The organism is Cupriavidus sp. C2SS-8b (assembly GCF_057073745.1).
In genome coordinates, this window is the sequence record NZ_CP172716.1 from 2332934 (window position 1) to 2358969 (window position 26036).

Annotated in this window: 25 protein-coding genes and 1 tRNA gene; all 26 read right to left on the reverse strand. The window is 63.0% G+C overall.

Going from position 1 to position 26036, the window contains the following annotated elements; translation table 11 throughout:
• Positions 1 to 501: 501 nt before the first annotated feature.
• The 26 genes from ACIGJB_RS10795 to pnp all read right to left on the reverse strand — a co-directional run bounded on the left by ACIGJB_RS10795 (position 502) and on the right by pnp (position 25662).
• Positions 502 to 978: a MaoC family dehydratase gene (locus ACIGJB_RS10795; RefSeq protein ID WP_140950133.1), complete on the reverse strand. Its 477-nt coding sequence runs from the start codon at positions 976 to 978 to the stop codon at positions 502 to 504.
• Between the two features lie 40 nt (positions 979 to 1018).
• Complete coding sequence (locus ACIGJB_RS10800) at positions 1019 to 1462, reverse strand: MaoC family dehydratase (RefSeq protein ID WP_483729828.1); 444 nt, start codon at positions 1460 to 1462, stop codon at positions 1019 to 1021.
• 169 nt (positions 1463 to 1631) lie between these two features.
• Positions 1632 to 2750, reverse strand: a complete 1119-nt coding sequence (locus ACIGJB_RS10805; RefSeq protein ID WP_483729829.1) for an acyl-CoA dehydrogenase family protein — start codon at positions 2748 to 2750, stop codon at positions 1632 to 1634.
• Between the two features lie 13 nt (positions 2751 to 2763).
• Positions 2764 to 3966 (reverse strand): acyl-CoA dehydrogenase family protein, encoded by a 1203-nt coding sequence (locus tag ACIGJB_RS10810; protein ID WP_483729830.1) that lies wholly within the window; start codon positions 3964 to 3966, stop codon positions 2764 to 2766.
• A gap of 86 nt (positions 3967 to 4052) precedes the next feature.
• Positions 4053 to 4511 carry a DUF1178 family protein gene (locus tag ACIGJB_RS10815; RefSeq protein ID WP_483729831.1) on the reverse strand — a complete coding sequence of 153 codons (459 nt, stop codon included), beginning with the start codon at positions 4509 to 4511 and terminating at the stop codon, positions 4053 to 4055.
• Positions 4512 to 4666: 155 nt separating this feature from the next.
• Positions 4667 to 5281 carry an NUDIX domain-containing protein gene (locus ACIGJB_RS10820; RefSeq protein ID WP_483729832.1) on the reverse strand — a complete coding sequence of 205 codons (615 nt, stop codon included), beginning with the start codon at positions 5279 to 5281 and terminating at the stop codon, positions 4667 to 4669.
• A gap of 45 nt (positions 5282 to 5326) precedes the next feature.
• Positions 5327 to 5635 carry a DUF2818 family protein gene (locus ACIGJB_RS10825; protein ID WP_483729833.1) on the reverse strand — a complete coding sequence of 103 codons (309 nt, stop codon included), beginning with the start codon at positions 5633 to 5635 and terminating at the stop codon, positions 5327 to 5329.
• Between the two features lie 19 nt (positions 5636 to 5654).
• Positions 5655 to 7130, reverse strand: coding sequence for an NADH-quinone oxidoreductase subunit NuoN (nuoN, locus tag ACIGJB_RS10830; protein WP_483729834.1), 1476 nt, complete (start codon positions 7128 to 7130; stop codon positions 5655 to 5657).
• 18 nt (positions 7131 to 7148) lie between these two features.
• Entirely contained in the window at positions 7149 to 8615 is a 1467-nt protein-coding gene (locus ACIGJB_RS10835) for an NADH-quinone oxidoreductase subunit M (protein WP_483729835.1), read from the reverse strand.
• Between the two features lie 27 nt (positions 8616 to 8642).
• Complete coding sequence (nuoL, locus tag ACIGJB_RS10840; RefSeq protein WP_483729836.1) at positions 8643 to 10730, reverse strand: NADH-quinone oxidoreductase subunit L; 2088 nt, start codon at positions 10728 to 10730, stop codon at positions 8643 to 8645.
• Positions 10731 to 10793: 63 nt separating this feature from the next.
• Positions 10794 to 11099 carry an NADH-quinone oxidoreductase subunit NuoK gene (nuoK, locus tag ACIGJB_RS10845; protein ID WP_011297154.1) on the reverse strand — a complete coding sequence of 102 codons (306 nt, stop codon included), beginning with the start codon at positions 11097 to 11099 and terminating at the stop codon, positions 10794 to 10796.
• 17 nt (positions 11100 to 11116) lie between these two features.
• Positions 11117 to 11761, reverse strand: a complete 645-nt coding sequence (locus ACIGJB_RS10850; RefSeq protein ID WP_483729837.1) for an NADH-quinone oxidoreductase subunit J — start codon at positions 11759 to 11761, stop codon at positions 11117 to 11119.
• 141 nt (positions 11762 to 11902) lie between these two features.
• A complete protein-coding gene (gene nuoI, locus ACIGJB_RS10855) occupies positions 11903 to 12394 on the reverse strand; it encodes an NADH-quinone oxidoreductase subunit NuoI (RefSeq protein WP_011297152.1) in 492 nt (163 codons plus the stop codon).
• 71 nt (positions 12395 to 12465) lie between these two features.
• On the reverse strand, positions 12466 to 13530 hold the full coding sequence (nuoH, locus tag ACIGJB_RS10860; protein WP_483729838.1) for an NADH-quinone oxidoreductase subunit NuoH: 1065 nt from the start codon (positions 13528 to 13530) through the stop codon (positions 12466 to 12468).
• Between the two features lie 27 nt (positions 13531 to 13557).
• Positions 13558 to 15933, reverse strand: coding sequence for an NADH-quinone oxidoreductase subunit NuoG (nuoG, locus tag ACIGJB_RS10865; protein WP_483729839.1), 2376 nt, complete (start codon positions 15931 to 15933; stop codon positions 13558 to 13560).
• Positions 15934 to 15945: 12 nt separating this feature from the next.
• A complete protein-coding gene (gene nuoF / locus ACIGJB_RS10870; protein WP_483729840.1) occupies positions 15946 to 17241 on the reverse strand; it encodes an NADH-quinone oxidoreductase subunit NuoF in 1296 nt (431 codons plus the stop codon).
• A gap of 1 nt (position 17242) precedes the next feature.
• The gene (gene nuoE / locus ACIGJB_RS10875) at positions 17243 to 17743 is read right to left on the reverse strand and encodes an NADH-quinone oxidoreductase subunit NuoE (protein WP_211947722.1); all 501 of its coding nucleotides are present in this window, start codon (positions 17741 to 17743) and stop codon (positions 17243 to 17245) included.
• A gap of 180 nt (positions 17744 to 17923) precedes the next feature.
• Positions 17924 to 19177, reverse strand: coding sequence for an NADH-quinone oxidoreductase subunit D (locus ACIGJB_RS10880; RefSeq protein WP_483710922.1), 1254 nt, complete (start codon positions 19175 to 19177; stop codon positions 17924 to 17926).
• A gap of 9 nt (positions 19178 to 19186) precedes the next feature.
• A complete protein-coding gene (locus tag ACIGJB_RS10885; protein WP_483729841.1) occupies positions 19187 to 19786 on the reverse strand; it encodes an NADH-quinone oxidoreductase subunit C in 600 nt (199 codons plus the stop codon).
• A 1-nt stretch (position 19787) separates the two neighbouring features.
• Positions 19788 to 20270, reverse strand: a complete 483-nt coding sequence (locus tag ACIGJB_RS10890) for a NuoB/complex I 20 kDa subunit family protein (RefSeq protein ID WP_011297145.1) — start codon at positions 20268 to 20270, stop codon at positions 19788 to 19790.
• A gap of 6 nt (positions 20271 to 20276) precedes the next feature.
• Positions 20277 to 20636, reverse strand: coding sequence for an NADH-quinone oxidoreductase subunit A (locus tag ACIGJB_RS10895; RefSeq protein ID WP_483711464.1), 360 nt, complete (start codon positions 20634 to 20636; stop codon positions 20277 to 20279).
• Between the two features lie 163 nt (positions 20637 to 20799).
• A tRNA-Leu gene (locus ACIGJB_RS10900) sits at positions 20800 to 20884 on the reverse strand.
• Positions 20885 to 21070: 186 nt separating this feature from the next.
• Positions 21071 to 21436, reverse strand: a complete 366-nt coding sequence (gene secG / locus ACIGJB_RS10905) for a preprotein translocase subunit SecG (RefSeq protein ID WP_483729842.1) — start codon at positions 21434 to 21436, stop codon at positions 21071 to 21073.
• 52 nt (positions 21437 to 21488) lie between these two features.
• Positions 21489 to 22193 carry a triose-phosphate isomerase gene (gene tpiA / locus ACIGJB_RS10910; protein WP_483732314.1) on the reverse strand — a complete coding sequence of 235 codons (705 nt, stop codon included), beginning with the start codon at positions 22191 to 22193 and terminating at the stop codon, positions 21489 to 21491.
• A 132-nt stretch (positions 22194 to 22325) separates the two neighbouring features.
• A complete protein-coding gene (locus ACIGJB_RS10915) occupies positions 22326 to 23330 on the reverse strand; it encodes an NAD(P)H-quinone oxidoreductase (RefSeq protein ID WP_483729843.1) in 1005 nt (334 codons plus the stop codon).
• 163 nt (positions 23331 to 23493) lie between these two features.
• Positions 23494 to 25662: a polyribonucleotide nucleotidyltransferase gene (gene pnp / locus ACIGJB_RS10920; RefSeq protein WP_483729844.1), complete on the reverse strand. Its 2169-nt coding sequence runs from the start codon at positions 25660 to 25662 to the stop codon at positions 23494 to 23496.
• Positions 25663 to 26036: the final 374 nt, after the last annotated feature.

A 26036-nucleotide genomic window follows, 5' to 3' on the forward strand; every position in this document is an offset into this window, starting at 1 on the left:
AGGCGTTGGGCTGAGGGAAAACCTGAAGGACGTGTCCTTAGCTGGCGTTGGGGTCTGGCGGACTTAACGCCGGATGACCATGCGGCCTGACAACGCCATGAACACGGAAGGACAACTGACTACTGCGCGAGCGGCTCGCCTGAGGCGGGGGCACTGCGGCAATTGATGGCCGAAACCGCGAACGGTCCCGGCTCGAAACTGCGGCCGGGTAGCGTTGAACCACGAGGTTTTTGCACTTCCCGGCAAGCCTGCCTTGTGGGCAAGCGCGGTTTCCGGCCGGAATGCGCAACACGTAAAACATCGTGGGCGCGACTGTACCGCAATGCAGCATTACGGGTAAACCCAACAGCACAGAACACACTGTTCAGCAAAGCGGACAATCTTTAAAAGCGTTGTTCACGTCGCTAAAAATGTGTTGCAGCATCCGCATTCACGTCGAAAACTGAAAAAAACCGCCAGTCGGCGGTTTTTTTCTTCCTGTATCAACAAAACAACAACGACTCAGCCGTAGCGGCGGCTAATCGACTCCGCCACGCACACCGGCCGGTCGCTGCCTTCGCGCTCGATCGTCACTTCCCAGGTCGATTGGGCACCCACCAGTTCGGGGGACTTGGGCAGCGGGTCGAGTCGCTCGACCTTCTGCAGCTTGATACGCGCGCGCAGCTTGCTACCCACGGGAACCGGTGCGGTGAAGCGCACGCGGTTCAGGCCGTAGTTGACGCCGATCTTCGACGGCATGTGCAGCGCGTTGTGCATGAACTTGGGCACCAGCGACAGCGTCAGGAAACCATGCGCGATCGGGCCGCCGTAAGGCGATTCCTTCTTGGCGCGCTCCACGTCGACGTGGATCCACTGGTGGTCGCCGGTCGCTTCGGCAAACAGGTTTACCTGCTCCTGAGTGATCTCCATCCAGTCGCTGACGGCGACCTCCTGACCTTGCAGGCTTTCCAGCTCTTCGAGCGATGCGATGGTGCGCATGTCCGTTATCTCCTCGTTGTTTAAGTTTGCGGGGGCGATCTCACGCAGGGCGGCGGCCGTACATGCCCATGCCCTTGACCGTGCAGACCAGTTCGCCGCGCTGGTTGGTGGCTTCCCACTGGGTGTGGACCACGCCGCGATCCGGCTTCGATTGCGACGGCCGGGAATCCAGCACATTGAGCACCACGGTCAGCGTGTCGCCAGCATAGACCGGCTTCAGCCAGCGGATCTCGTCGACGCCGGGCGAACCCATGCTCGCCGACTTGCCGGTGGTGCTCAGCACCAGCAGGCGCATCATGATCGAGCACGTCATCCAGCCGCTCGAGATCAGGCCGCCATAGATGCTGTTGGCGGCGGCCTCCTTGTCGATATGAAATGGCTGCGGGTCATACTGGCGGGCAAAGCCGAGGATCTCTTCCTCGGTGACGAGGTAGGAGCCGAGTTCGCGGCGGCTGCCGACTGCAAAGTCCTCGAAATACAGCATGGGTCGTGTCTCCGTTGTCGCTGACGGCGCTGACTGTTGACTGGTCATCGCGATATTCGCATGGCAGGTGACGGCGTGCGTCCGTATTTGCCGAACCCGCCCCTAACTGCGCGCAAAGAAAAAAACCGCGCCTGGACTACGGCGCGGTTTCGATTGGGCATCGCCTGGATCAGGCAGCTTGCTGGAAGCTCGCCTGCGCGGCGAACCGGCCCAGGTGGTGGTCGACATCACCGAACGTGGTGTTGATGAGCGTCAGGCGCTTGAACATGTGCGCGGCCGGCAGTTCGTTGGTCACGCCCATGCCGCCGTGGATCTGCACGGCCTCCTGGCCAACGTAGCGCGCGGCTTGGCCAACGCGGGCCTTGGCAGCCGACACGTAGCGGCGGCGCTCTTCCGGCGTCGACTCTTCAAAGCGTGCCGCGGCCAGCAGCGTGATCGAGCGCGACTGCTCGGCCTGGATGAACATCTCGACCATGCGATGCTGCAGAGCCTGGAAGCGCGCGATCACCACGCCGAACTGCTGGCGCTGCTTGGCGTAATCGAGCGTTGCGGCGTTGAGCGTGTCCATCACGCCCACGGCCTCGGCGCACAGCAGCACCGCGGCGTAGTCGGCCACCTGCTCGATCTGCTCGAAGGCCTTGCCGCCCTCGCCCAGCAGTTGCGCCGGTGCATCCTGGAACGTGACATCGGCCGCGCGCAGGTTGTCGATGGTGCGGTAGTCCTTGATGCTGACGCCGGCGCCCTTTGCATCGACCAGGAACAGCGAGATGCCGTCACGATCGGCTTCGGCCCCGCCGGTGCGTGCCGACACGATCAGCTTGTCGGCCTGGCCGCCATGCAGCACCACGGTCTTGCGGCCGTTGAGCTTGCCGTCGCGCGCGGTGACGCGCACGTTGTTCAGCTCATAGCGCGCCTGCGGCTCGTTGAACGCCACGGCGAGCTTCAGTTCGCCACCGGCCACTTGCTCCAGCAGCGCTTCCTGACCACCGGCTAGTCCCAGGGCATAGGCACCCACGACGGTTGCCAGGTACGGCTCGACGACCAGGCCGCGGCCCAGTTCCTGCTGCACCACCATCATGTCCAGCGCCTTGCCGGAGAAGCCGCCCTGCGCTTCCGGCACCGGCAGCGCGGTCAGGCCGAGCTCGACCAGCGAGCCCCAGGCGGATTCGCCATAGCCGGCCTCGCTTTCATAGCGCTTCTTGCGCGACTCGAAGTCGTAGTCCTTGTCGATGAAACGGCGTACGGCGTCAGCCAGCTGCTTTTGTTCGTCGCTGAGATTGAAGTTCATGTTCCGTGTCTCCTCACAGCCCCAGGATCATCTGGCTGATGATGTTGCGCTGGATTTCGTTGGACCCGCCGTAGATGGAGGTCTTGCGATAGTTGAAGTAGTAGGCGGCCAGCGGGGCGGCATCGTCGTAGCCGGTTACCGCGTGCTCGTGCTCGCACTCCAGGTAGGCGGGGTCGAACGGCTGGGCGTAAGGGCCGACGGCTTCGACCATCAGCTCGGTCAGCATCTGCTGGATCTCGGTGCCCTTGATTTTCAGCATCGAAGCTTCCGGGCCAGGGCCCTTGCCAGCGGCTTCGCTCGACACCACGCGCAGCACGGTGATCTCCAGCGCCATCAGTTCGATTTCCAACGCGGCAACCTTGGCGCCGAACACCGGATCTTCCAGCAGGGGCTTGCCGTTCTTCTGCTGCTGGCGCGCCACGCGCTTCAGGAAGCCCAGCTCGCGCTTGGAATTGCCGACGCGGGCAATGCCGGTGCGCTCGTGGCCGAGCAGGTACTTGGCGTAGGTCCAGCCCTTGTTTTCGTCACCAACGCGGTTTTCCACCGGCACCTTGACGTTGTCGAAGAACACTTCGTTCACCTCATGCTCCTCGTCGAGCATGATGATCGGACGCACGGTGATGCCCGGCGTCTTCATGTCGATCAGCAGGAACGAGATGCCCTCCTGCTTCTTGGCCTCGGGATCGGTGCGCACCAGGCAGAAGATCATGTCGGCGTGCTGGCCGAGCGTGGTCCAGGTCTTCTGGCCGTTGACGATGTAGTGCTTGCCGTCGGAGGTCAGTTCGGCGCGGGTCTTGACCGATGCCAGGTCGGAGCCCGAGCCCGGCTCCGAGTAGCCCTGGCACCACCAGTCGGTGCAGTCCAGGATGCGCGGCAGGTAGTACGACTTCTGCTGTTCGTTGCCGTACTTCATGATCACGGGCGCGACCATGGCAACGCCGAAGGGCAGCACGCCAGGGGCGCCGACGCGAGCATTTTCCTCGTCCCAGATATGGCGCTGCGTGGCATTCCAGCCGGTGCCGCCGTATTGCACGGGCCAGTGCGGCGCCGACCAGCCCTTGCCCGCCAGGATCTTGTGCCAGCGCACCAGGTCGTCGCGATTGGGCCGGCGATGGTTCAGCACCTTGCTGCGGATATCCGCCGGCAGATTGGCTTCCAGCCAGCTACGCACTTCCTCGCGGAAGGCGTTGTCGGACGCCGAGTAATTGAGATCCATGCCCGTCTCCAGTGATGCCGGCACGGTGCCGGCAAGTAGTTCTGCCTGCGCGTCTTGCGCCGACAACCACGGGCACAGGACGCAATTCAGTGAGCCGTCTGCTTCAATGCATCCGGCACCACGAGCGGGATCGTTTCAATGCCCTCCTCCGCCAGCGCCTGCACCTCTTCCGGGGAAGCCGAACCGCGGATGCCGCGCTCCGGTGCCTCGTCGTAATGCATGCGCCTGGCCTCCTCGGCAAAGCGGTCGCCAACGTCCTCGGTCTGCGCCATCACCTGCCGAACGGCCTTCATATAGGCCGCCTGCAAGGCTTCCAGGGCGGCCGGCGCTGGCGCCGCCTGCCCTGCCTTCGCCTGGCCGCGCTGCACCGGCGTCGCGCCCGAAAGATTCAGGCGCGGTGCGCTCGGCAGCCGGCTCACGGCGTGGTCACCGCAGACCGGGCATTGGACGAGGTCACTTGCGATTTGCGACTGCGCATCGTCCTCGGAGGAAAACCAGCCCTCGAAACGATGGTCTTGCGCACAACGCAGGTCGAGCACCTTCATGATCTTTCCAGCCCGTCAAAGGCAATAGTATCCGTGAATCGAAATTTTGTGAACGGTCGTGCTAATTTTTCCCCAAAGGGATTTCCCGCATTTCTGTGGCGCGAGAAGCACACCGCTCGGTTCTTGGCCGGCTATCGCCGTTTTTCTTCACCACTTCAGGACGGAAGCGGCTGCTCGCCGGGCTGCCAGACCCCCGAGATTACCTTCTCCAGCCAGAACGCGCCGATGATGGTCTTCACATCGGTAATGCGGCCCTGACGCACCCAGTCCAGCACCTGGCCAGCCGGAACGATGAAAGTTTCGAGGAATTCGCCGTCATCGAGCTTAGCCTGCCCCGCGGTCAGGCCGCGCGCGAGGAACACGTCGATAAATTCGGTCGAGTACGAAATGACGGGATGGATGCGGGTCAGGTAATCCCAGCGCGCTGCGCTGTAGCCGGTTTCCTCTTCCAGCTCGCGCTCGCCGCAGCGCAGCGCGCCTTCTTGCGGGTCCAGCTTGCCGGCGGGGAATTCGAGCATGACCTCCCCTACCGGGTAGCGGAACTGCCGCTCCATCAGCACGGTGCCGTCGTCGAACAGCGGAATCATCATGACCGCGCCGGGATGTACCACGTACTCGCGACCGGTCTGCTTGCCGTCGGGCAGGCGGACGATGTCTTGCTTCAGCGTGAGGAATTTGCCGCGATGGACGGTTGCCGAGGCAACGCAGACTTCCTTGAGCCCTTCATCGCCTGCAGGCGGGGCTAGGTGGTCCTGGGTCTTTTCCGTCATAAGCACTCCGGGTGATTGGCACGCCCGGCGGCTTCATGACCGGCGTCAGGCCGTGCGGTGTTTGACGAGGTACTGCCAGGTAAAGCCTGGGAAGGCGAACACCAGCATCATGCACGCCGTAATGGCGTAGAACTGCCAGCCCTGCGGGAAGGCGTTGCCGAGGCTCGCCTCCACCGCAAAGCCGGCCACGCCGGCTGCCAGATACAGGCAGATCAGTTCCACCAGCCGCAGCCACAGGGGCTTGCGGCGCCAGCGCAGCGGGATCACCGCGAACAGGCGCTGGTTGATGAACGGCAGGTTGGCACAAAGCAGTGCCAGCAAGATGACAAACCAGCCGCCCGTCGGGGAACTCATGCCTTGCTGCCTCTTGCGTTCAGGAGGCCAGCGTTGCGCGGATGGCCTGGTAGCACAGGTTCATCAGCGCAGCCGGGAAGATGCCCAGCAGGATCACTGCCGCGCCGTTCAGGCTCAGCACCGAACGCAGGCCCGTGGTGGCCTCCAGCGGCTCTTCGCCGACCGGTGCATCGAAGTACATCAGCTTGACCACGCGCAGGTAGTAGAACGCGCCGATCAGCGAGAACAGCACCGCCACCACGGCCAGCCAGGTCATGCCCGACTTCACCACGGCTTCAAGCACGGCCAGCTTGGCGTAGAAGCCCACGGTCGGCGGAATACCGGCCAGCGAGAACATCATCACCAGCATCAGGAACGCGAACCACGGATTGCGACGCGACATGCCCTTCAGGTCTTCCAGCGTTTCTGCCTCGAAGCCCTTCGTGGTACGCAGCAGGATCAGGCCGAAGGTGCCCAGCGTGGTCAGCAGGTACGTGACCGAATAGAACATCGACGCGCTGTAGGCGTTCGCCGCGCCATCCACCTTGTTGGCCACCACGCCGGACAGCATGCCCAGCAGGATGAAGCCCATGTGCGAGATGGTCGAGTAAGCCAGCATCCGCTTCAGGTTGGTCTGGACGATGGCGGTCAGGTTGCCGATGGCCAGCGACAGGACGGCCAGCACCACCAGCATGGTCTGCCAGTCGGCGGCCAGCGGCAGCAGGCCTTCAACCAGCACGCGCACGATCAGCGCGAATGCCGCCACCTTCGGGCCGCCGGCGATCAGCAGCGTCACCGCGGTCGGCGAACCCTGGTAGATGTCCGGGATCCACATGTGGAACGGCGCGGCACCGAGCTTGAACGACAGGCCGGCAACGATGAAGACCACGCCAAAGGCCAGCATGGTGGTGTTGACGCGGCCCGACTCGACCACGCGGAACACTTCGCCGAGGTTCAGCGAACCGGTCGCGCCGTACATCATCGAGATGCCGTACAGCAGGAAGCCCGAAGCCAGCGCGCCCAGCACGAAGTACTTCATGGCCGATTCCGACGTCACGCGGTTTTCGCGGCGCAGGGCCACCAGCGCGTAGGACGACAGCGACAGCAGTTCCAGGCCCAGGTACAGGGTCAGGAAGTTGTTGCCGGTGATCATGACGATCTGGCCGCCGAGCGCGAACAGCGAGAGCTGGTAGAACTCGCCGGCGTACATGTCGCGGTCCGCCAGGTAGCGGCGGGTGTAGACCAGCGTCATGAACAGGCCGGCCGAGCAGAATGCCGACAGCACATTGGCCAGCGGATCGATCACGACCAGGTTCGCAAACGCGTAGTGCGTTTCGCCGGTCGATGCGTTGATGCCGAACCAGACGGTCAGCACCAGCGTGAACAGCAGCGACAGCGGGTACGCGACGCTTGGCTTGCCCTTGCCGCGGGCAAGGTCGATCCAGTTGACCGCGGCGATCGACACCGCGAGGAAAATAATCGGCGCCACGGAGGCGAGAGTCGAGGACGGTTGCATAGTGTTATCTCTCCCCGATTACAGCTTCGACTGCGCCACGTGGGACAGCAGGTTGACCACCGAAGCGTGCATCACGTCGGTGAAGGGCTTCGGGTGCAGGCCCATGTACAGCGTCATGATGGCGAGCAGGCCCAGCATCAGGAACTCGCGCTTGTTCAGGTCCACCAGCTCGCGGACGTGCTGGTGCACGATATCGCCGAAGATCACGCGCTTGACCATCCATAGCGAATAGGCAGCGCCGAGGATCAGGGCGGTGGCGGCGAGCAGGCCGATCCAGAAGTTGTACTCGACCGAGCCCAGGATCACCATGAACTCGCCAACGAAACCGGAGGTCGCGGGCAGGCCGCAGTTGGCCATCGCGAAGAACACCGACAGCGCGGCGAACTTCGGCATGGTGTTGACCACGCCGCCGTAGTCGGCGATCTGGCGCGAGTGCACGCGGTCATACAGCACACCGATGCACAGGAACATGGCGCCCGAGATAAAGCCGTGCGAAATCATCTGCACGATGCCGCCTTCGATGCCGATTTCATTGAAGATGAAGAAACCGAGCGTCACGAAGCCCATGTGCGCAATCGACGAGTACGCCACCAGCTTCTTCATGTCGGCCTGCACCAGCGCCACCAGGCCGATGTAGATCACGGCGATCAGCGAGATCGTGATGATGAACGCGGACAGCGAATGGCTTGCATCCGGCGCGATCGGCAGCGAGAAGCGCAGGAAGCCGTAGGCGCCCAGCTTCAGCATGATCGCGGCCAGCACCACGGAACCGCCGGTCGGCGCCTCGACGTGGGCGTCGGGCAGCCAGGTGTGCACCGGCCACATCGGCACCTTGACGGCGAATGCCATGAAGAAGGCGATAAACAGCGCGATCTGCTCGTTCATCGACAGCTTGGCCTGGTGCCATTGCAGGATTTCGAAGGTACCGGTCTTGTTGTACAGGAACAGCAGCGCGATCAGCGTCAGCAGCGAGCCCAGCAGCGTGTACAGGAAGAACTTGAAGGCCGCGTACACACGGTTCGGGCCGCCCCACACGCCGATGATGATGTACATCGGGATCAGCGTGGCTTCGAAGAACACGTAGAACAGCATGCCGTCCAGCGCACAGAACACGCCGACCATCACGCCCGACAGGATCAGGAACGCAGCCATGTACTCGGCCACGCGTTCGGTGATCACTTCCCAGGCCGAGATCACGACGATCACGGTGATGAAGGCGGTCAGCACAACGAACCACATCGAGATGCCATCAACGCCCAGGTAGTACTGGATGTTGAAGCGCTCGATCCAGGATGACTTCTCCACGAACTGCATCGCAGCGGTGGATTTGTCGAAGTGGAACACCAGCGGCAGCGTGACGATGAAGCTGACGATCGAGCCGAACAGCGACATCCACCTCACGTAGCAGGCGCTGCGGTCCGAGCCCGAGGCCAGTATCAGCAAGCCGAAGAAGATAGGCAGCCAGATTGCGAAAGACAGAACCATTTCTTTGTTTTCCTTACTCGGTGCCTATCACTTGGTGCCGATCACGCCGGTTACGGTGAGCGTCAGCAGCGCCAGCATGCCCACGATCATCGCGAATGCGTAGTGGTAGATGTAACCCGATTGCAGGTAGCGGCTGGCGGCGGCGAACGAAGCCACCACGCGGGCCGAACCATTGACGAACAGGCCGTCGATAAAGCTCTGGTCGCCACCCTTCCACAGGCCGGTACCCAGCAGGCGGGCACCGCGTGCGAACACGGCCTGGTTGATGTCGTCCATGTAGTACTTGTTCTCAAGCAGCGTGTACACGCCCGAGAAGCGGTTCTTGATCGCCTCGGGGATGTCCGGGCGCTTCATGTAGAAGAACCACGACAGCACCACACCGGCGATGGCCAGCCACAGGACCGGGGTGGTCAGCGAATGGATCGCCATCGGCATCCAGCCATGGAACGCTTCTTCCAGTTCCTTCATGGCATGGTGGTTCTCGCCGACGAAGATCACGTCCTTGAACGCCACGCCGTGCTTGAAGAACTCGCCGAACAGCATCGGCTCGATCGCGATTGCACCGATGATGACCGACGGAATGGCCAGCAGCACCAGCGGCAGCGTCACGACCCACGGCGACTCGTGCGGCTTCTCGCCGGCAGCCAGGCCATGGTGGTGGTCATGCGAGACCTCTTCTTCCTCGTGGTCGCCTTCGTGCGGGTGGTGAGCATGGTTCTGGCCCCAGCGTTCCTTGCCGTGGAAGACCAGGAAGTACATGCGGAACGAGTAGAACGCCGTCACGAACACGCCAGCCAGCACCGCGAAGTAGGCAAAGCCCGAACCCGCCAGGTGCGACTCGGCCACCGCTTCGATGATCGAATCCTTCGAGTAGAAGCCCGAGAAGAAGGGCGTGCCGATCAGCGCCAGCGAACCCACCAGCGAGGTGATCCACGTGATCGGCATGTACTTGCGCAGGCCGCCCATATTGCGGATGTCCTGGTCGTGGTGCATACCGATGATGACCGAACCCGCGCCAAGGAACAGCAGCGCCTTGAAGAACGCGTGGGTCATCAGGTGGAACACGGCGACCGAGTAAGCCGAAGCGCCCAGCGCAACCGTCATGTAGCCGAGCTGCGACAGCGTCGAGTACGCGACCACGCGCTTGATGTCGTTCTGGATGATGCCCAGGAAGCCCATGAACAGCGCCGTAATGCCACCGATCACCATGACGAAGGACAGCGCGGTGTCCGACAGCTCGAACAGCGGCGACATGCGGCTGACCATGAAGATGCCGGCCGTCACCATGGTTGCGGCGTGGATCAGCGCGGAAATCGGGGTCGGGCCTTCCATCGAGTCAGGCAGCCAGACGTGCAGCGGGAACTGGGCCGACTTGCCCATGGCGCCGATGAACAGGCAAATGCACGCCACCGTCAGCATCATCCAGTCGGTGCCCGGGAAGATGACGGTCGCCAGCTTCTCGCGGGCGGCGAACACGTCCGAGTAGTTCATGCTGCCGCTGTACGCCAGCAGCAGGCCGATGCCCAGGATGAAGCCGAAGTCGCCGACACGGTTCACCAGGAACGCCTTCAGGTTCGCGAAGATCGCCGTCGGGCGGGTGTACCAGAAGCCGATCAGCAGGTACGACACCAGGCCCACCGCTTCCCAGCCGAAGAACAGCTGCAGGAAGTTGTTGCTCATCACCAGCATCAGCATCGAGAAGGTGAAGAGCGAGATGTACGAGAAGAAGCGGTTGTAGCCGGGGTCTCCGTCCATGTAGCCGACGGTGTAGATATGCACCATCAGCGACACGAAGGTCACCACCACCATCATCATTGCCGTCAGGGAATCGACCAGGAAGCCGACTTCCATCTTCAGGTCGCCGATGGCCATCCACTCGTAGACGGTGCCGTTGTAGCTCGCGCCGTTCATCACGTCGAGCAGCACCATCACCGACAGCACGCAGGCAATGGCCACGCCGAGGATCGTCGCGGTGTGGGCCACCATGCGGCCGCCGCGCGACTCCGAGGAAAACAGACCAAAGAACTTGGTGCCGAACAGGCCGGCGATCGCTGAGCCGACTAGCGGCGCAAGCGGAATCGCGAGCAGCAGGTTGGGGTTGAGCGTGGTTGCCATAGGACGCTTATTGGTGTGCGAGCGGTGAGCGGTCTTGGTTCATTGCGTAGTGCGTCATGAATATCAGTACTTCAGGGTATCCATGTCGTCCACGTTGATCGTGTCCAGGTTGCGGAACAGCACAACCAGGATTGCCAGACCGATTGCCGACTCGGCAGCGGCCACCGTAAGGATGAAGAAAACGAAAACCTGACCAGCCAGGTCGCCCATATAGTGCGAAAAGGCGACGAAGTTCATATTGACCGCAAGCAGCATCAGTTCGATCGCCATCAGCAGCACGATCACGTTCTTGCGGTTCAGGAAGATACCAACGATGCTGATCGCGAACAGGATCGCACCGAGCACGAGGAAATGGGCGAGTGAGAGCACAGCGTTTCTCCGTGGCTTTAGTTCTTGTTGGCGGTCGCCGCGGCATCGGCCTGGGCGGACTGGCTTTCCGCTGCCATGGCCACGAGGCGCACGCGGTCATCGCGGCGGGTACGCAGCTGCGACGAGATATCCTGGGCCTTCACGTCCTTGCGGCGACGCATGGTCAGCGCAACGGCCGCGATGATGGCCACCAGCAGGATGATGCCGGCCACTTCGAAGGCGTAGATGTAGTCGGTGTAGATCAGCTTGCCGAGCGCGCCCGTGTTCGAGTAGTTCGGATCCTGCGAGCCCGGCGCCACCACCGGGGCGACCGTACCGATGAAATTGCGCACCAGCACGATGGCCATTTCAGCGATGATCAGCGCGCCAACGACGGAGGCAAGCGGTACGTACGTCCAGAAGTCCCGGCGCAGGTGTTCGATGTCGATATCGAGCATCATCACCACGAACAGGAACAGCACCATCACGGCGCCGACATACACCAGCACCAGCAGGATGGCGAGGAATTCCGCCTTGAGCAACAGCCAGATCGCCGCAGCCGTGAAGAACGACAGTACGAGGAACAGTGCGGAGTGCACCGGGTTCTTCGCGGTGATGACCTTCAGTGCGGAGAGCACCAGCACCAGCGCAAAGACGTAGAAGATGGTGGTCGTGAGTTCCATGGTCCGTGTCGGATCCTCTCTTGGCCTTCGGCACAAACACCCCCTTGGGTGGTCCGCGCCTGCGGCATCCTTCCATTGGCTCCTTGCGGAGCCCGATTCAAATTCACTGGGGGGCACCGGCGACGCCGGCGCCAACCGATCTCAGCGGTACTTGGCGTCCGCAGCCTTGGCCGCGGCAATTTGCGGCTCGTAGCGGTCGCCCACTGCCAGCAGCATGTCCTTGGTGAAGTACAGGTCGCCGCGCTTCTCGCCGTGGTATTCGAGGATCGGCGTTTCTACCACTGCGTCGACCGGGCAGGCCTCTTCGCAGAAGCCGCAGAAAATGCACTTGGTCAGGTCGATGTCGTAGCGCGTGGTACGGCGGGTGCCGTCGGCACGCACGTCGGACTCGATCGTGATGGCCAGTGCCGGGCAAACCGCTTCGCACAGCTTGCAGGCGATGCAGCGCTCTTCCCCGTTGGGGTAGCGGCGCAGCGCGTGCAGGCCGCGGAAACGCGGCGAGATCGGCGTCTTCTCTTCCGGGAACTGGACGGTGACCTTGCGCGCGAAGAGATAGCGGCCGGTCAGCGCCATGCCCTTGAAGAGTTCCTTCAGGAGCAGGCTGTTGAAGAAGTCCTTGATGGCGAGCAGCATGACAATTGCTTCCTAGTGTTTCCCGAGGCGCGCGCTGCATCGTTGCAGTGTGCGCGTCCTCGCTTGGCTGTTCAGTGCCAGATATTCCAAGGCGACTTGATCCAGATCGCCACGATGATCAGCCAACCGACGGTCAGGGGGATGAACACCTTCCAGCCCAAACGCATGATCTGGTCATAGCGGTAGCGCGGGAACGAGGCGCGAATCCAGATAAAGACGGACAGCAGCAGGAATACCTTGATCAGCAGCCAGAAGAAGCCGGGGATCAGATTGGTCAGGAAGCTCGAGAACGGAGGCGCCCAGCCACCCAGGAACATCAGCGCGGTCATCGTCGAGATGATGATCATGTTGATGTACTCGGCCAGGAAAAACAGCGCGAAGCCCATGCCCGAGTATTCGATCATGTGACCAGCAACGATTTCCGACTCGCCTTCCACCACGTCGAACGGGTGACGGTTGGTTTCAGCCACGCCCGAGATAAAGTACACGCCGAACATCGGCAGCAGCGGAATCCAGTTCCACGACAGGACGTTGATGCCCATGTCGGCGAAATAGCCCGCGTTCTGGCTGTTGACGATGGCCTGCAGGTTCAGGCTGCCCGACACCATCAGCACCGTGACCAGGGCAAAGCCCATGGCGATTTCGTACGACACCATCTGCGCGGCGGCGCGCATGCCGCCCAGGAACGCGTATTTCGAGTTCGAGGACCAGCCGGCCAGGATCACGCCGTACACGCCAACCGAGCTGATCGCCATCACGTACAGCAGACCGGCGTTGACGTTGGCCATCACCACTTCCGCCTGGAACGGAATCACCGCCCACACGGCCACGGCCGGCATCAGCACCATCAGCGGGGCAATCAGGTACATGCCCTTGCTGACTTGCGTCGGCGTCATGACTTCCTTGAGCAGCAGCTTCAGCACGTCGGCAATTGGCTGCAGCAAGCCCAGCGGGCCGACGCGGTTCGGGCCCAGACGCACGTGCATCCAGCCGATCAGCTTGCGCTCCCACAGAATCAGGTAGGCCACGCACAGCAGCAGCGGCACCACGATAAGCACGGCCCGGATGAGGATCCACAGCGGCGTCCAAGCGCCGCCGAAGATGGCGTGGCCTTGCGAGGTAATCCAGTCGATCATGTTGCGTTCTCGCTATTCTTGTATGGCTCAGGCCGCTCCGGCTGCTGCGGCAGCCTTCTGGCCCGCCGACAGATCCACAGCCTTTTCGACCTTGACCGTGCCGAACATGGCACCGAGGCTCACTGCGGCCGGCGTTGCGGCCGGAACGCGCACGGTGTTGGCCGGCAGCGTTTTTTCCAGTACGCCCGGCAGCACCACGCTACCCTCGCCCTGCGTCACGCGGACCGGATCTCCCGACTGGATCCCCAGTCCGGCAAACAGGTCGGCCGACAGCGCCACTTGCTGCGCGCGGCGGGCCGCGGCGGTCAGCTGCAGCGATTCGGCGCGGCGCACGATCGGGTCGGCGTGGTAGATCGGCACATCGGCAATCCGCTCGATGCCATTGGCAGCGGCTGCGGACACGCGGATCTGCGCTTCGGTGGCGTTGTTCAGTTGCGGCGCCACCGGTGCGGCCAGAACTTCGCCACGGACGGCTTCCGCGCTGTCGTAGTCGAAACCGGCGATATCCAGCAGGTTGCCCAGCACGCGCAGGACCTTCCAGCCCGGACGCGATTCACCAAGCGCACGCACGACACCGTTGAAGCTCTGCGGCAGACCTTCGCAGTTGACGAAGGTACCCGCGGTTTCCGTGTACGGCGTGACCGGCAGGATCACGTCGGCATACTGCATGGCCGCTTCCGAGCGGAACGGCGACAGCACGACCACGGTTCCAGCCTGGGCCAGCGCGGCCAGGGCCTTGCGCGGATCGGCGGCATCGAACTCGGGTTCGGTGTTGAGCAGCACGTAGGCCTTGCGCGGCGACTCGAGCATCGCCTGCGCATTGGCACCACCCTGCTTCGGCAGCGCGCCGGCGATATAACCGCCAACGGTGTTCGCAGCCTCGGTCAGGAAGCCCAGCGTGGCGCCCGTTTCCGTAGCGATCCACTGTGCCAGCGCGTGCAGCGCCGCGAATTGCGGGTGACGCACAGCTTCGTTACCGAGGAACACGGCACGGCGCTCGCCCGACAGCAGGGCTTCCGCAGCCTTGGCGGCAGCATCGCCGCCATCAAAACCTTCGGTGCCGGCAGGTGCGGCAACGCCCTTCGCGGTGGCCACGGCGCGGGCCACACCGGCCAGCGCTGCAGTCCAGCCCGACGGCGCCACGTCAATACGAGCGGCCAGCGGCATCAGCAGGTCTTCACCGCCGGCGCCCAGCACGGCAATGCGAGCGCCCTTCTTGCCAGCTTGACGCAGTCGCGCAGCCAGCAGCGGGTGGTCCTTGCGCAGCGACGAGCCGATCACCAGCACGCGTTGCAACGTGGACACGTCAGCCACCGGCATGCCGAGCCACGGCGCGCCCTTCAGGGCTGCCGAGAAATCGGACTGGCGCAGGCGGAAGTCGACGTTGTCGCTGCCCAGGCCGCGCATCAGCTTGCCCAGCAGGTACAGTTCTTCGAGCGTGCTGTGCGGGCTCGCCAGGGCAGCGATCTGGTCGGCGCCATGCTCACGCTTGATGCCTGCCAGGCCGTTGGCCACGTATTCGAGCGCGGTCTGCCAGTCGGTTTCGATCCACTGGCCGCCCTGCTTCAGCAGCGGGCGCGTCAGGCGGTCGGCGCTGTTCAGGCCTTCGTAGGAGAAGCGGTCCTTGTCCGAGATCCAGCACTCGTTGACGTCTTCGTTCTCGAGCGGCAGCACGCGCATGACGCGCTGGTTCTTGCTCTGGACCACGAGATTGGCGCCGAGTCCGTCGTGCGGCGACACCGACTTGCGGCGAGCCAGTTCCCAGGTGCGGGCCGAATAGCGGAACGGCTTGCTGGTCAGCGCGCCGACCGGGCACAGGTCGATCATGTTGCCCGACAGTTCCGAATCCACGGTCTGGCCCACGAACGTCGTGATTTCCGAGTGCTCGCCGCGGTTCAGCATGCCCAGCTCCATGACGCCGGCCACTTCCTGGCCGAAGCGCACGCAGCGGGTGCAGTGGATGCAGCGGGTCATCTCCTCCATGGAGATCAGCGGGCCCACGTTCTTGTGGAACACCACGCGCTTTTCTTCCTTGTAGCGCGACTCCGATGCACCATAGCCCACGGCCAGGTCCTGCAGCTGGCATTCGCCGCCCTGATCGCAGATCGGGCAGTCGAGCGGGTGGTTGATCAGCAGGAATTCCATCACGGACTTCTGTGCCTTGACGGCCTTCTCCGAATTAGTGAAGACCTTCATGCCAGGCGTCACGGGCGTGGCGCAGGCGGGCAGCGCCTTCGGCGCCTTTTCAACTTCAACCAGGCACATGCGGCAGTTCGCCGCGATGGACAGTTTGCGGTGGTAGCAGAAGTGCGGGATGTAGGTGCCCAGCTTGCGGGCGGCTTCCATCACCAGGCTGCCTTCAGCAACCTCAACCTTCTTGCCGTCGATCTCGAGTTCAACCATGTTCTGCCACGCTTAGATGTAGGCCGGAACCATGCACTGCTTGTGTTCGACGTGATATTCGAACTCTTTCCAGTAGTGCTTGAGCATGCCGCGGACCGGCATCGCCGCGGCATCGCCGAGCGCGCAAATGGTGCGGCCCATGATGTTTTCCGCGACGTTATTGAGCAGGTCCAGGTCTTCCTGGCGCCCTTCTCCGTGTTCAATGCGATTGACCATGCGATAGAGCCAGCCGGTGCCTTCGCGGCACGGCGTGCACTGGCCGCACGATTCTTCAAAATAGAAATACGACAGGCGCAGCAGCGAGCGCACCATGCAGCGCGTCTCGTCCATGACGATTACGGCGCCCGAGCCCAGCATCGAGCCGGCCTTGGCGATCGAGTCGTAGTCCATGTCGGACGCCATCATCATCTCGCCCGGCACCACCGGCGCGGATGAGCCACCCGGAATCACCGCCTTGATGCGCTTGCCGCCGCGCATGCCGCCGGCCAGTTCCAGCAGCTTGGCGAACGGCGTGCCCAGCGGGATTTCATAGTTGCCCGGACGCTCGACGTCACCGGAGATCGAGAAGATCTTCGTGCCGCCGTTGTTCGGCTTGCCGAGCTTCAGGTAGTTCTCCGGGCCAACGGCCAGCAGGAACGGCACCGCGGCAAACGTCTCGGTGTTGTTGATGGTGGTGGGCTTGCCGTACAGGCCAAAGCTGGCCGGGAACGGCGGCTTGAAACGCGGCTGGCCTTTCTTGCCTTCCAGCGATTCGAGCAGCGCGGTTTCCTCGCCGCAGATGTAGGCGCCGTAGCCGTGGTGGGCATGCAACTGGAAATTGAAGCCCGAACCCAGGATGTTGTCGCCCAGGAAGCCGGCTGCACGCGCCTCTTCGAGGGCTTCCTCGAAGATCTTGTATTCGTTCCAGATCTCGCCGTGGATGTAGTTGTAGCCCACGGTGATGCCCATCGCGTATGCGCCGATGGCCATACCCTCGATCAGCGAATGCGGATTGAACCGAATGATGTCACGGTCCTTGAACGTACCGGGCTCGCCTTCATCGGTATTGCAGACGAGGTACTTCTGGCCCGGGAACGTACGCGGCATGAAGCTCCACTTCAGGCCGGTCGGGAAGCCTGCGCCTCCACGGCCGCGCAGGCCCGAGGCCTTGACGTCGGCGATCACCTGCTCGGGCGGGATCTTCTCGGTCAGGATGCGCTTGAGCTGCTGGTAGCCACCACGCTTGACGTAGTCTTCCAGGTGCCAGTTCTTGCCGTCCAGGCCGGCCAGGATCAGCGGCTGGATGTGGCGGTCGTGCAGAGAGGTCATGTTACTTTGCCCCCTTGGCGGCAGCGTCGGCCTTCAGTTCTTCGACCAGCGCGTCGAGCTTGTCGTCGCTCATGAAGCTGCACATGCGGGTATTGTTGACGATCATCACCGGCGCGTCGCCGCAGGCGCCCATGCATTCACCCTCTTTGAGCGTGAAGCAGCCGTCGGCAGTGGTCTCGTTGTAGTCGATGCCGAGCTTGCGCTTGAGGTACTCGCCGGCCCGCTCGCCGCCCGACAGGGCGCACGGCAGGTTGGTGCAGACGGCGAGCTTGTACTTGCCCACCGGCTTGGTGTCGTACATGTTGTAGAAGGTCGCCACCTCTTCCACCCACACGGGCGGCATGTCGAGGTAGCTGGCGACGAACTGCATGACTTCGGGAGAAACCCAGCCCACCTCGCCCTGTGCCACGGCAAGCGCCGCCATCACGGCCGACTGCTTCTGGTCGGCCGGATACTTCGCGATCGCGCGATCGATTTCCTTGAGAGCTTCTGCTGATAGCATGGTCATTGCAGTAAAACGGCGGAGGCAGCGTACCGGGGCTTGCATCCGCAGGTTTGCAGCCGTCGCTGCCTGTTCCGCCGGCGGGCCTGAGGCCCTGCCGTTCCGCCGCGGTGTCCCCGCCGCTCCCTGCCCTCGTGGCAAGAAAGCGCCCGGATCGTCGTCCGGGCCGGCGGTCCGTGATTAGCGGTCGATTTCGCCGAAGACGATGTCCTGCGTACCGATGATCGTCACCGCGTCAGCAATCATGTGGCCCTTGGCCATTTCGTCCAGCGCGGCCAGGTGCGCATAGCCGGGCGCGCGAATCTTCAGGCGGTAAGGCTTGTTCGCGCCGTCCGAGATTGCATAGATACCGAATTCGCCCTTCGGATGCTCCACCGCTGCATAAGCCTCGCCCTCTGGCACGTGAATGCCTTCGGTGAACAGCTTGAAGTGGTGGATCAATTCTTCCATGTTCGACTTCATGTCCACCCGCGACGGCGGCGCAACCTTGTGGTTGTCCGTGATCACGGGGCCCGGATTGCGCCGCAGCCATTCGATGCACTGCTTGATGATGCGGTTGGACTGGCGCATTTCCTCGATACGCACGAGGTAACGCGCGTAGCAGTCGCCGCCCACGCCCACCGGCACATCGAAGTCGATCTTGTCGTACACCTCGTACGGCTGCTTCTTGCGCAGATCCCAGGCAATGCCCGATCCACGCAGCATCGGGCCGGTAAAACCCATTTGCAGCGCACGCTCCGGGCTCACCACGCCGATATCCACCAGGCGCTGCTTCCAGATCCGGTTGTCGGTCAGCAGCGTCTCGTACTCGTCGACGTACTTCGGGAACCGGTTGGTGAAGTCCTCGATAAAGTCCAGCAGCGAGCCCGAACGCGCTTCGTTCATGGCCTTGATGGCACGCTCGTTGTGAACCTTGGACGCCCGATATTGCGGCATTGTGTCAGGCAGGTCGCGATAGACGCCGCCCGGACGGTAGTAGGCCGCATGCATGCGCGCGCCCGACACCGCCTCGTACATGTCGAACATGTCCTCGCGCTCGCGGAACGCGTAGAGGAACACCGCCATGGCGCCCACGTCGAGCGCATGCGCGCCGATCCACATCAGGTGGTTCAGCAGGCGGGTGATTTCGTCGAACATCACGCGGATGTACTGCGCGCGGACCGGCACTTCAATGCCGAGCAGCCGCTCGATCGCCATCACGTAGGCGTGTTCGTTGGACATCATCGACACATAGTCGAGACGGTCCATGTAGGGAACGTTCTGGATCCAGCTCTTCTGTTCGGCCAGCTTTTCGGTGGCACGGTGCAGCAGGCCGATGTGCGGGTCGGCGCGCTGGATCACTTCGCCGTCCAGCTCCAGCACCAGGCGCAGCACGCCGTGCGCGGCCGGGTGCTGCGGGCCGAAGTTCAGGGTGTAATTCTTGATATCTGCCATGGCGCGTAATCAGTGCTGCGTGCCGCCGTAGTTGTCCTCGCGGATCACGCGCGGCGTGATTTCGCGGGGTTCGATCGTCACCGGCTGGTAAATGACCCGCTTCTGCTCCGGGTCATAGCGCATTTCCACGTAACCCGAGGTCGGGAAATCCTTGCGGAACGGATGGCCGACAAAGCCGTAGTCGGTCAGGATGCGGCGCAGGTCCGGGTGGCCTTCGAATACGATGCCGTAGAAATCGAAGGCTTCGCGCTCGAACCAGTTCACCGAATTCCACACGTCGATCACCGACGGCACGACCGGGAAATCATCATCCGGGGCAAACACGCGCACGCGCAGGCGCCAGTTGTGGGTCACGGACAGCAGGTGCGACACGGCTGCAAAGCGCAGACCGTCCCAGGCACCGTCGCCGTATTCAGAATAATCCACGCCGCACAGGTCGATCAGCTGCTCGAAGCGCAGCGCGGGATCGTCGCGCAGGATGCGGGACACTTCCAGGTAGTCGTCAGCCTTGACGATCAGCGTCAGTTCGCCAGTCGCCTCGATCAGTTTCTGCACGCGCTTGCCGAGAACTTTCTCGAGCGCGGCCTTCAGGGTCTCAAGCTTCGCCATGTCAGCCCTTGCGCGCGATGGTGTTGGTACGCTTGATCTTGTTCTGCAGCTGAATCACGCCGTAGATCAGCGCTTCGGCCGTGGGCGGGCAGCCCGGCACGTAGATGTCCACCGGCACAATGCGGTCGCAGCCACGCACCACCGAATACGAATAGTGGTAGTAGCCGCCGCCATTGGCGCAAGAGCCCATCGAAATGACCCAGCGCGGCTCGGCCATCTGGTCGTAGACCTTGCGCAGCGCGGGTGCCATCTTGTTGCACAGCGTGCCGGCCACGATCATCACGTCCGACTGGCGCGGCGACGGGCGGAACACCACGCCAAAGCGGTCCAGGTCGTAGCGCGCAGCGCCGGCATGCATCATTTCCACAGCACAGCAGGCCAGGCCAAAGGTCATCGGCCACAGCGACCCGGTGCGGGTCCAGTTGATCAGCTTGTCAGCAGTAGTCGTGACAAAGCCTTCGTTGAGAACGCCTTCGATTGCCATTTCACATCACTCCCAATCGAGCGCGCCCTTTTTCCAGATGTAGACGAAGCCCACGATGAATTCCAGCAGAAACACGCCCATGGCGATGAATCCCGGCCAGCCAATATCCTTCAGGGCAACACCCCACGGAAACAGGAAGGCGGTTTCGAGATCGAACAGGATAAAAAGGATGGCGATGAGGTAGTAGCGCACGTCGAACTTCATGCGCGCGTCCTCGAACGCTTCGAAGCCGCACTCGTAGGGCGACAGCTTCGCGGGATCAGGTTTGTTCGGGCCGAGAATCCGACCAATCGACATCAACGCTATGCCAAGCACAACGCCGAAGATGATGAAGATGAGAACGGGGAAGTAGGCTTCGAGAGTCAAGGTACGGCCAGCCTTATCTGGAATGTTGTCAACAGCACCAGCTGAAGCGGCGTCCTGTTGCCCACCCCAGGCGCTATGCCGAAACCTCCGGCGCGCCGCCTTGCGGATTGCCGAAGTTCCCTGACGGGAGCATTGCCCGACAGCGAACTTCGATCAAGTTTTTTGGTGCCGACGGCGAGACTCGAACTCGCACAGCTTTCGCCACTACCCCCTCAAGATAGCGTGTCTACCAATTTCACCACGTCGGCTGGGGGAGAAACAATATTGCCTGGCGCCGGGTTTTCAGGCCCTTCAGAGCTTTCGCAGAGGTTTTTGCCTTTGCTCAAGCCCCATCGCTGGGGAATCGTTTCAAGCCTTGGATTCTAACCCGCTTTGCTGCATTGTTCAACGCACAACTGCAAAAAAAATCAGGAATCGAATACAAGGCCGCTTGATTATTTCGGAACCGCAGGCGCAGCCGGAGCCGAAGCATCCGCAGCCGCTGCAGCCGGCGCCGAGGCACCAGCCGGAGCCGGCGCGGTAGCCGGGGCCGAGCCCATCACGCCCAGCGACGCGGCGGGCTTGTAGTTACCCATCAACGTCAGGCTCAGCGTGCAGATGAAGAACAGCGTCGCCAGCACCGCAGTCGTACGCGACAGGAAGTTTGCGGAACCCGTTGCGCCGAACAGGCTGCCCGAGGCGCCCGACCCGAATGCCGCACCGACATCGGCACCCTTGCCGTGCTGAATCAGCACCAGGCCGATGACGCCCAGCGCCGACAACACCTGCACCAGTACCAACAAAGTCTTGAAAATTGCCATTTGGATAAATTTAGCGTTACTTGCCTGATCGGATATCCGGCGCGACGGGCATTCAGGCGTTGCCGATCGCGAGAAAATCTTCCGATTTCAACGAGGCACCACCAATCAGCCCCCCGTCGATATCGGACATGGAAAACAGTTCGGCCGCATTGTCCGGCTTAACACTACCGCCGTACAAAATCGCCATGCGCTCGGCCACGCCGGCGTCGCACTCGCGAACCTGGCCGCGCAGGAAGGCATGCACGGCCTGCGCCTGCTCGCTGGTCGCGGTCTTGCCCGTGCCGATCGCCCAGACCGGCTCGTAGGCCAGGACCACGCGACCCAGTTGCTCAACTGACAGCGCGTCCAGGACTGCTTGCAACTGGCGACCCACGACGACCTCGGTCTGGCCAGCTTCGCGCTCGGCAAGCGTCTCGCCGACGCAGATCACGGGCAGGATGCCGAATTCCAGTGCGCGCAGCGCCTTGGCGGCAACCATCGCATCCGTTTCTGCGTGGTACGTACGACGTTCCGAGTGGCCGACCAGCACGTAGGTGCAGCCAAACTCGCCCAGCATGGACGCAGCCACCTCGCCGGTGAACGCGCCGCGCGCCTCGGCGGACACATCTTGTGCGCCCCAGACCACCTGCGAGCCGTTCAGCAGCGCCTGGCATTGTGCAAGATAGGGGAAAGGTGAGCAGACTGCCAGCCGCGCGCGTGCCGGTGCAGCCTTGATTCCCTCGAGCAGCGCAGCGTTGGCGGCCAGGCTGCCGTGCATCTTCCAGTTGCCGATGACGAGCTTTTGTCTCACGGGGTCCCCTCCCAAATCAAACCCGCTATTGTAGCTTGCGGCAGCGGACCGGCGCTACCGCGCGCGGCCAGGCCGGCGCGGCAACGTTTTCAAGGCCGCTTACCAGGTCAGGACGATCTTGCCGATGTGCTCGCTGGATTCCATCATCCGATGGGCTTCGGCCGCCTGGGCCGCCGGGAAGACCTTGTGGATCACCGGCTTGATCTTGCCCGCCTCGAGCAGCGGCCACACCTGCTGATGCAGGGCCTGGGCGATCTGCCCCTTGAATGCCGCGGACCGCGGACGCAGCGTGGAGCCCGTGACCGTGATGCGGCGGCGCAGGATATCGCCCAGGGGAATCTCCGCCTTGGCGCCACCGAGCAGCGCGATGATAACGATGCGACCGTCGTCGGCAATGCACTTCAGCTCACGGCCCAGATAGGAGCCGGCCACCATGTCGAGGATCACGTCGACGCCCTTGCCGGCGGTCAGCGTGGCCACTTCGGCAACGAAATCCTGGGTCTTGTAATTGATGGCACGGTCTGCGCCGAGATCCTCGCAGGCCTTGCATTTCTCGTCGGTGCCGGCCGTGACGAACACCTTGTAGCCGAGCGCCTTGGCAATCTGGATCGCGGTGGTACCGATGCCGCTGGAGCCGCCCTGGATCAGCAGCGTCTCGTCCTTGCCGCGCGGGCCCTGGCCCAGGTAGCCGCGGTCGAACACATTGCTCCACACGGTAAAAAAGGTTTCCGGCAGCGCCGCGGCTTCGATATCGCTCAGGCCCTTCGGGGCCGGCAGGCACTGGGCCACCGGCGCCGTGCACAGTTGCGCGTAGCCCCCGCCCTGCACGAGCGCGCAGACGCGGTCGCCAACCTTGAGCCCGAAGCGGTTATCCGCATGGGAGAGGTCTCCACCGACCACGACCCCAGCCACTTCGAGGCCAGGCAGGTCCGACGCGCCGGGCGGTACCGGATAGTTGCCAGTGCGCTGGAACACGTCGGGGCGATTGACGCCGGCCGCGGCCACGCGGATCAGGATCTCGCCGGCACCGGCTACCGGGTCGGGGCGTTGCGTCTCCTGCAGGACTTCGGGCGCACCGTATTCGCGAATCTCGATGGCTTGCATTGCTGCTCCTTTTCTTGGTCGCGCGCGACGCATAGAGGCCATCGCGGCGTGTCGGTGAGAGCGGTCGCTCAATTGGGTTGCCCGGCAGTGTAAACAAAAAAGCGGCTGGACATCGCCAGCCGCTTTTTCTTCCATACCGCCGGATGGCGGCACCGGATTCAGCTTACTGCTGCTGGTCCGACGGTGCAGCCGGAGCCGGCGCGGCTTCGGCGTGCGTCTGCGGGCTGATGCTGCCGCCCTCTTCCGCCAGCGCAGCCTTCAGCGACAGGCGCAGACGGCCCTTCTCGTCAGCCTGGATCAGCTTGACACGCAGTTGCTGGCCTTCCTTCAGCCAGTCCTTGATGTCCTTCACGCGCTCGTTGACGATTTCCGAGATATGCAGCAGACCGTCCTTGCCCGGCAGGATGTTCACGATCGCGCCGAAGTCCAGCAGCTTCAGCACCGTGCCGTTGTAGATCTTGCCCACTTCGGCTTCGGCGGTGATGCCTTCGATGCGGCGCTTGGCTTCGGCCATGCCATCGGTCGAGGTCGAGGCGATGGTGATCGTGCCGTCTTCCTGGATGTCGATGGTGGTGCCGGTTTCCTTGGTCAGCGCCTGGATGGTCGAGCCGCCCTTGCCGATCACTTCGCGGATCTTGTCCGGATGGATCTTCATGGTGATCATGCGCGGAGCGTGCGCCGACAGTTCGGTGCGGGCGTGGCCCATGGCGCTGTGCATCGCGCCCAGGATATGCAGGCGGCCTTCCTTGGCCTGCGCCAGGGCAACCTGCATGATTTCCTTGGTGATGCCCTGCACCTTGATGTCCATCTGCAGTGCGGTGATGCCGTTGTCGGTACCCGCGACCTTGAAGTCCATGTCGCCCAGGTGGTCTTCGTCACCCAGGATGTCGGTCAGCACGGCGAACTTGTTGCCTTCCAGGATCAGGCCCATGGCCACACCGGCCACGTGCGCCTTGACCGGAACGCCGGCGTCCATCAATGCCAGGCAGCCGCCGCAGACCGAAGCCATCGACGACGAACCGTTGGATTCGGTGATTTCCGAAACCAGGCGAATGGTATAGGCGAACTCGTCGTCCTTCGGCAGCACCGGGATCAGTGCGCGCTTGGCCAGGCGGCCGTGGCCGATTTCGCGGCGCTTCGGGCTGCCCACGCGACCGGTTTCGCCGGTGGCGAACGGAGGCATGTTGTAGTGGAGCATGAAGCGGTCGCGGTATTCACCGGCCAGCGCATCGATGATCTGCTCGTCGCTCTTGGTACCGAGCGTAGCCACCACCAGCGCCTGGGTCTCGCCGCGGGTGAACAGCGCCGAACCGTGGGCACGCGGCAGGACCGACGAGCGGATCTCGATCGGGCGCACGGTGCGGGTGTCGCGGCCGTCGATACGCGGCTCGCCTGCCAGCACCTGGCCGCGCACGATCTTGGCTTCCAGGTCGAACATGATGTTGCCGACTTCCACCTTGTCGGCTTCCACGCCGGCGGCTGCCAGCGCGGCTGCCACGTTGGCGGACACTTCCTTCAGCTTCTGGCTGCGGGCCGATTTCTGGCGCAGCTGGTAGGCTTCCTGCAGCAGCGGCAGTGCCACTTCGGTGACCTTGGCGATCAGCGCTTCGTTCTTCGGCGCAGGGGCCCAGTCCCACTCCGGCTTGCCGCCGTCACGGACCAGTTCGTGGATCGCATTGATCGCGGTTTGCATCTGCTCGTGGCCATACACCACGGCGCCCAGCATCACTTCTTCCGACAGCTGGTTCGCTTCCGATTCCACCATCAGCACCGCGCGTTCGGTACCGGCGACGATCAGGTCGAGGTCCGAAGTCGCCATTTGCGAGCGGGTCGGGTTCAGCAGGTACTGGCCGTCCTTGTAGCCGACGCGGGCAGCGCCCACCGGACCGCTGAACGGAATGCCGGACACGGCCAGCGCGGCCGAGGCGCCGATCAGCGCGGGGATGTCAGCCGGCACGTCCGGGTTCAGCGACACCACGTGCACGACGACTTGCACGTCGTTGTAGAAGCCTTCCGGGAACAGCGGACGCAGCGGACGGTCGATCAGGCGCGAGGTCAGGGTCTCGTTTTCCGACGGACGGCCTTCACGCTTGAAGAAGCCGCCGGGGATCTTGCCGGCAGCGTAGGTCTTTTCGATGTAGTCGACGGTCAGCGGGAAGAAGTCCTGGCCGGCCTTCGGGCTCTTGGCGGCGACAACGGTCGCCAGCACGACGGTGTCTTCCACGTCGACCAGCACGGCGCCACCGGCCTGGCGGGCGATTTCACCGGTTTCCATACGGACCGAATGTTGGCCCCACTGGAACTGCTTGACTACTTTGTTGAACATGGACATTTGCATTCCTTGTCTTGCGTGCACGCCGGAATCATTGCTCGGCGTGCGCCGCCTGCGTTCTCAGCCGCAGGCTAACTGCCGGAAACGGTCGCAGTTGCAGGGAAGTGCTATGCCATTCCAGCGCGGCACGGTTGCCGATGCCGCGCTGGAATGACACAAAACCCCGTTTCCTTGGCCGATCCGGATATTGAAAACCATGAAAAAGAGCAACTTACTCCGTTGCGGGGCTTGCCGCAACGGGGGACCGGGGAATCGGAATCCCCTCAAGTCCAGTGAAGCGAAGATCACTCAAGTATTACTGCATTGCGGACAAGGCGCGAGTTGCCCCGCCAGAAATGCAAAATGCCTGCCCCAGCAATGCTGAAGCAGGCATC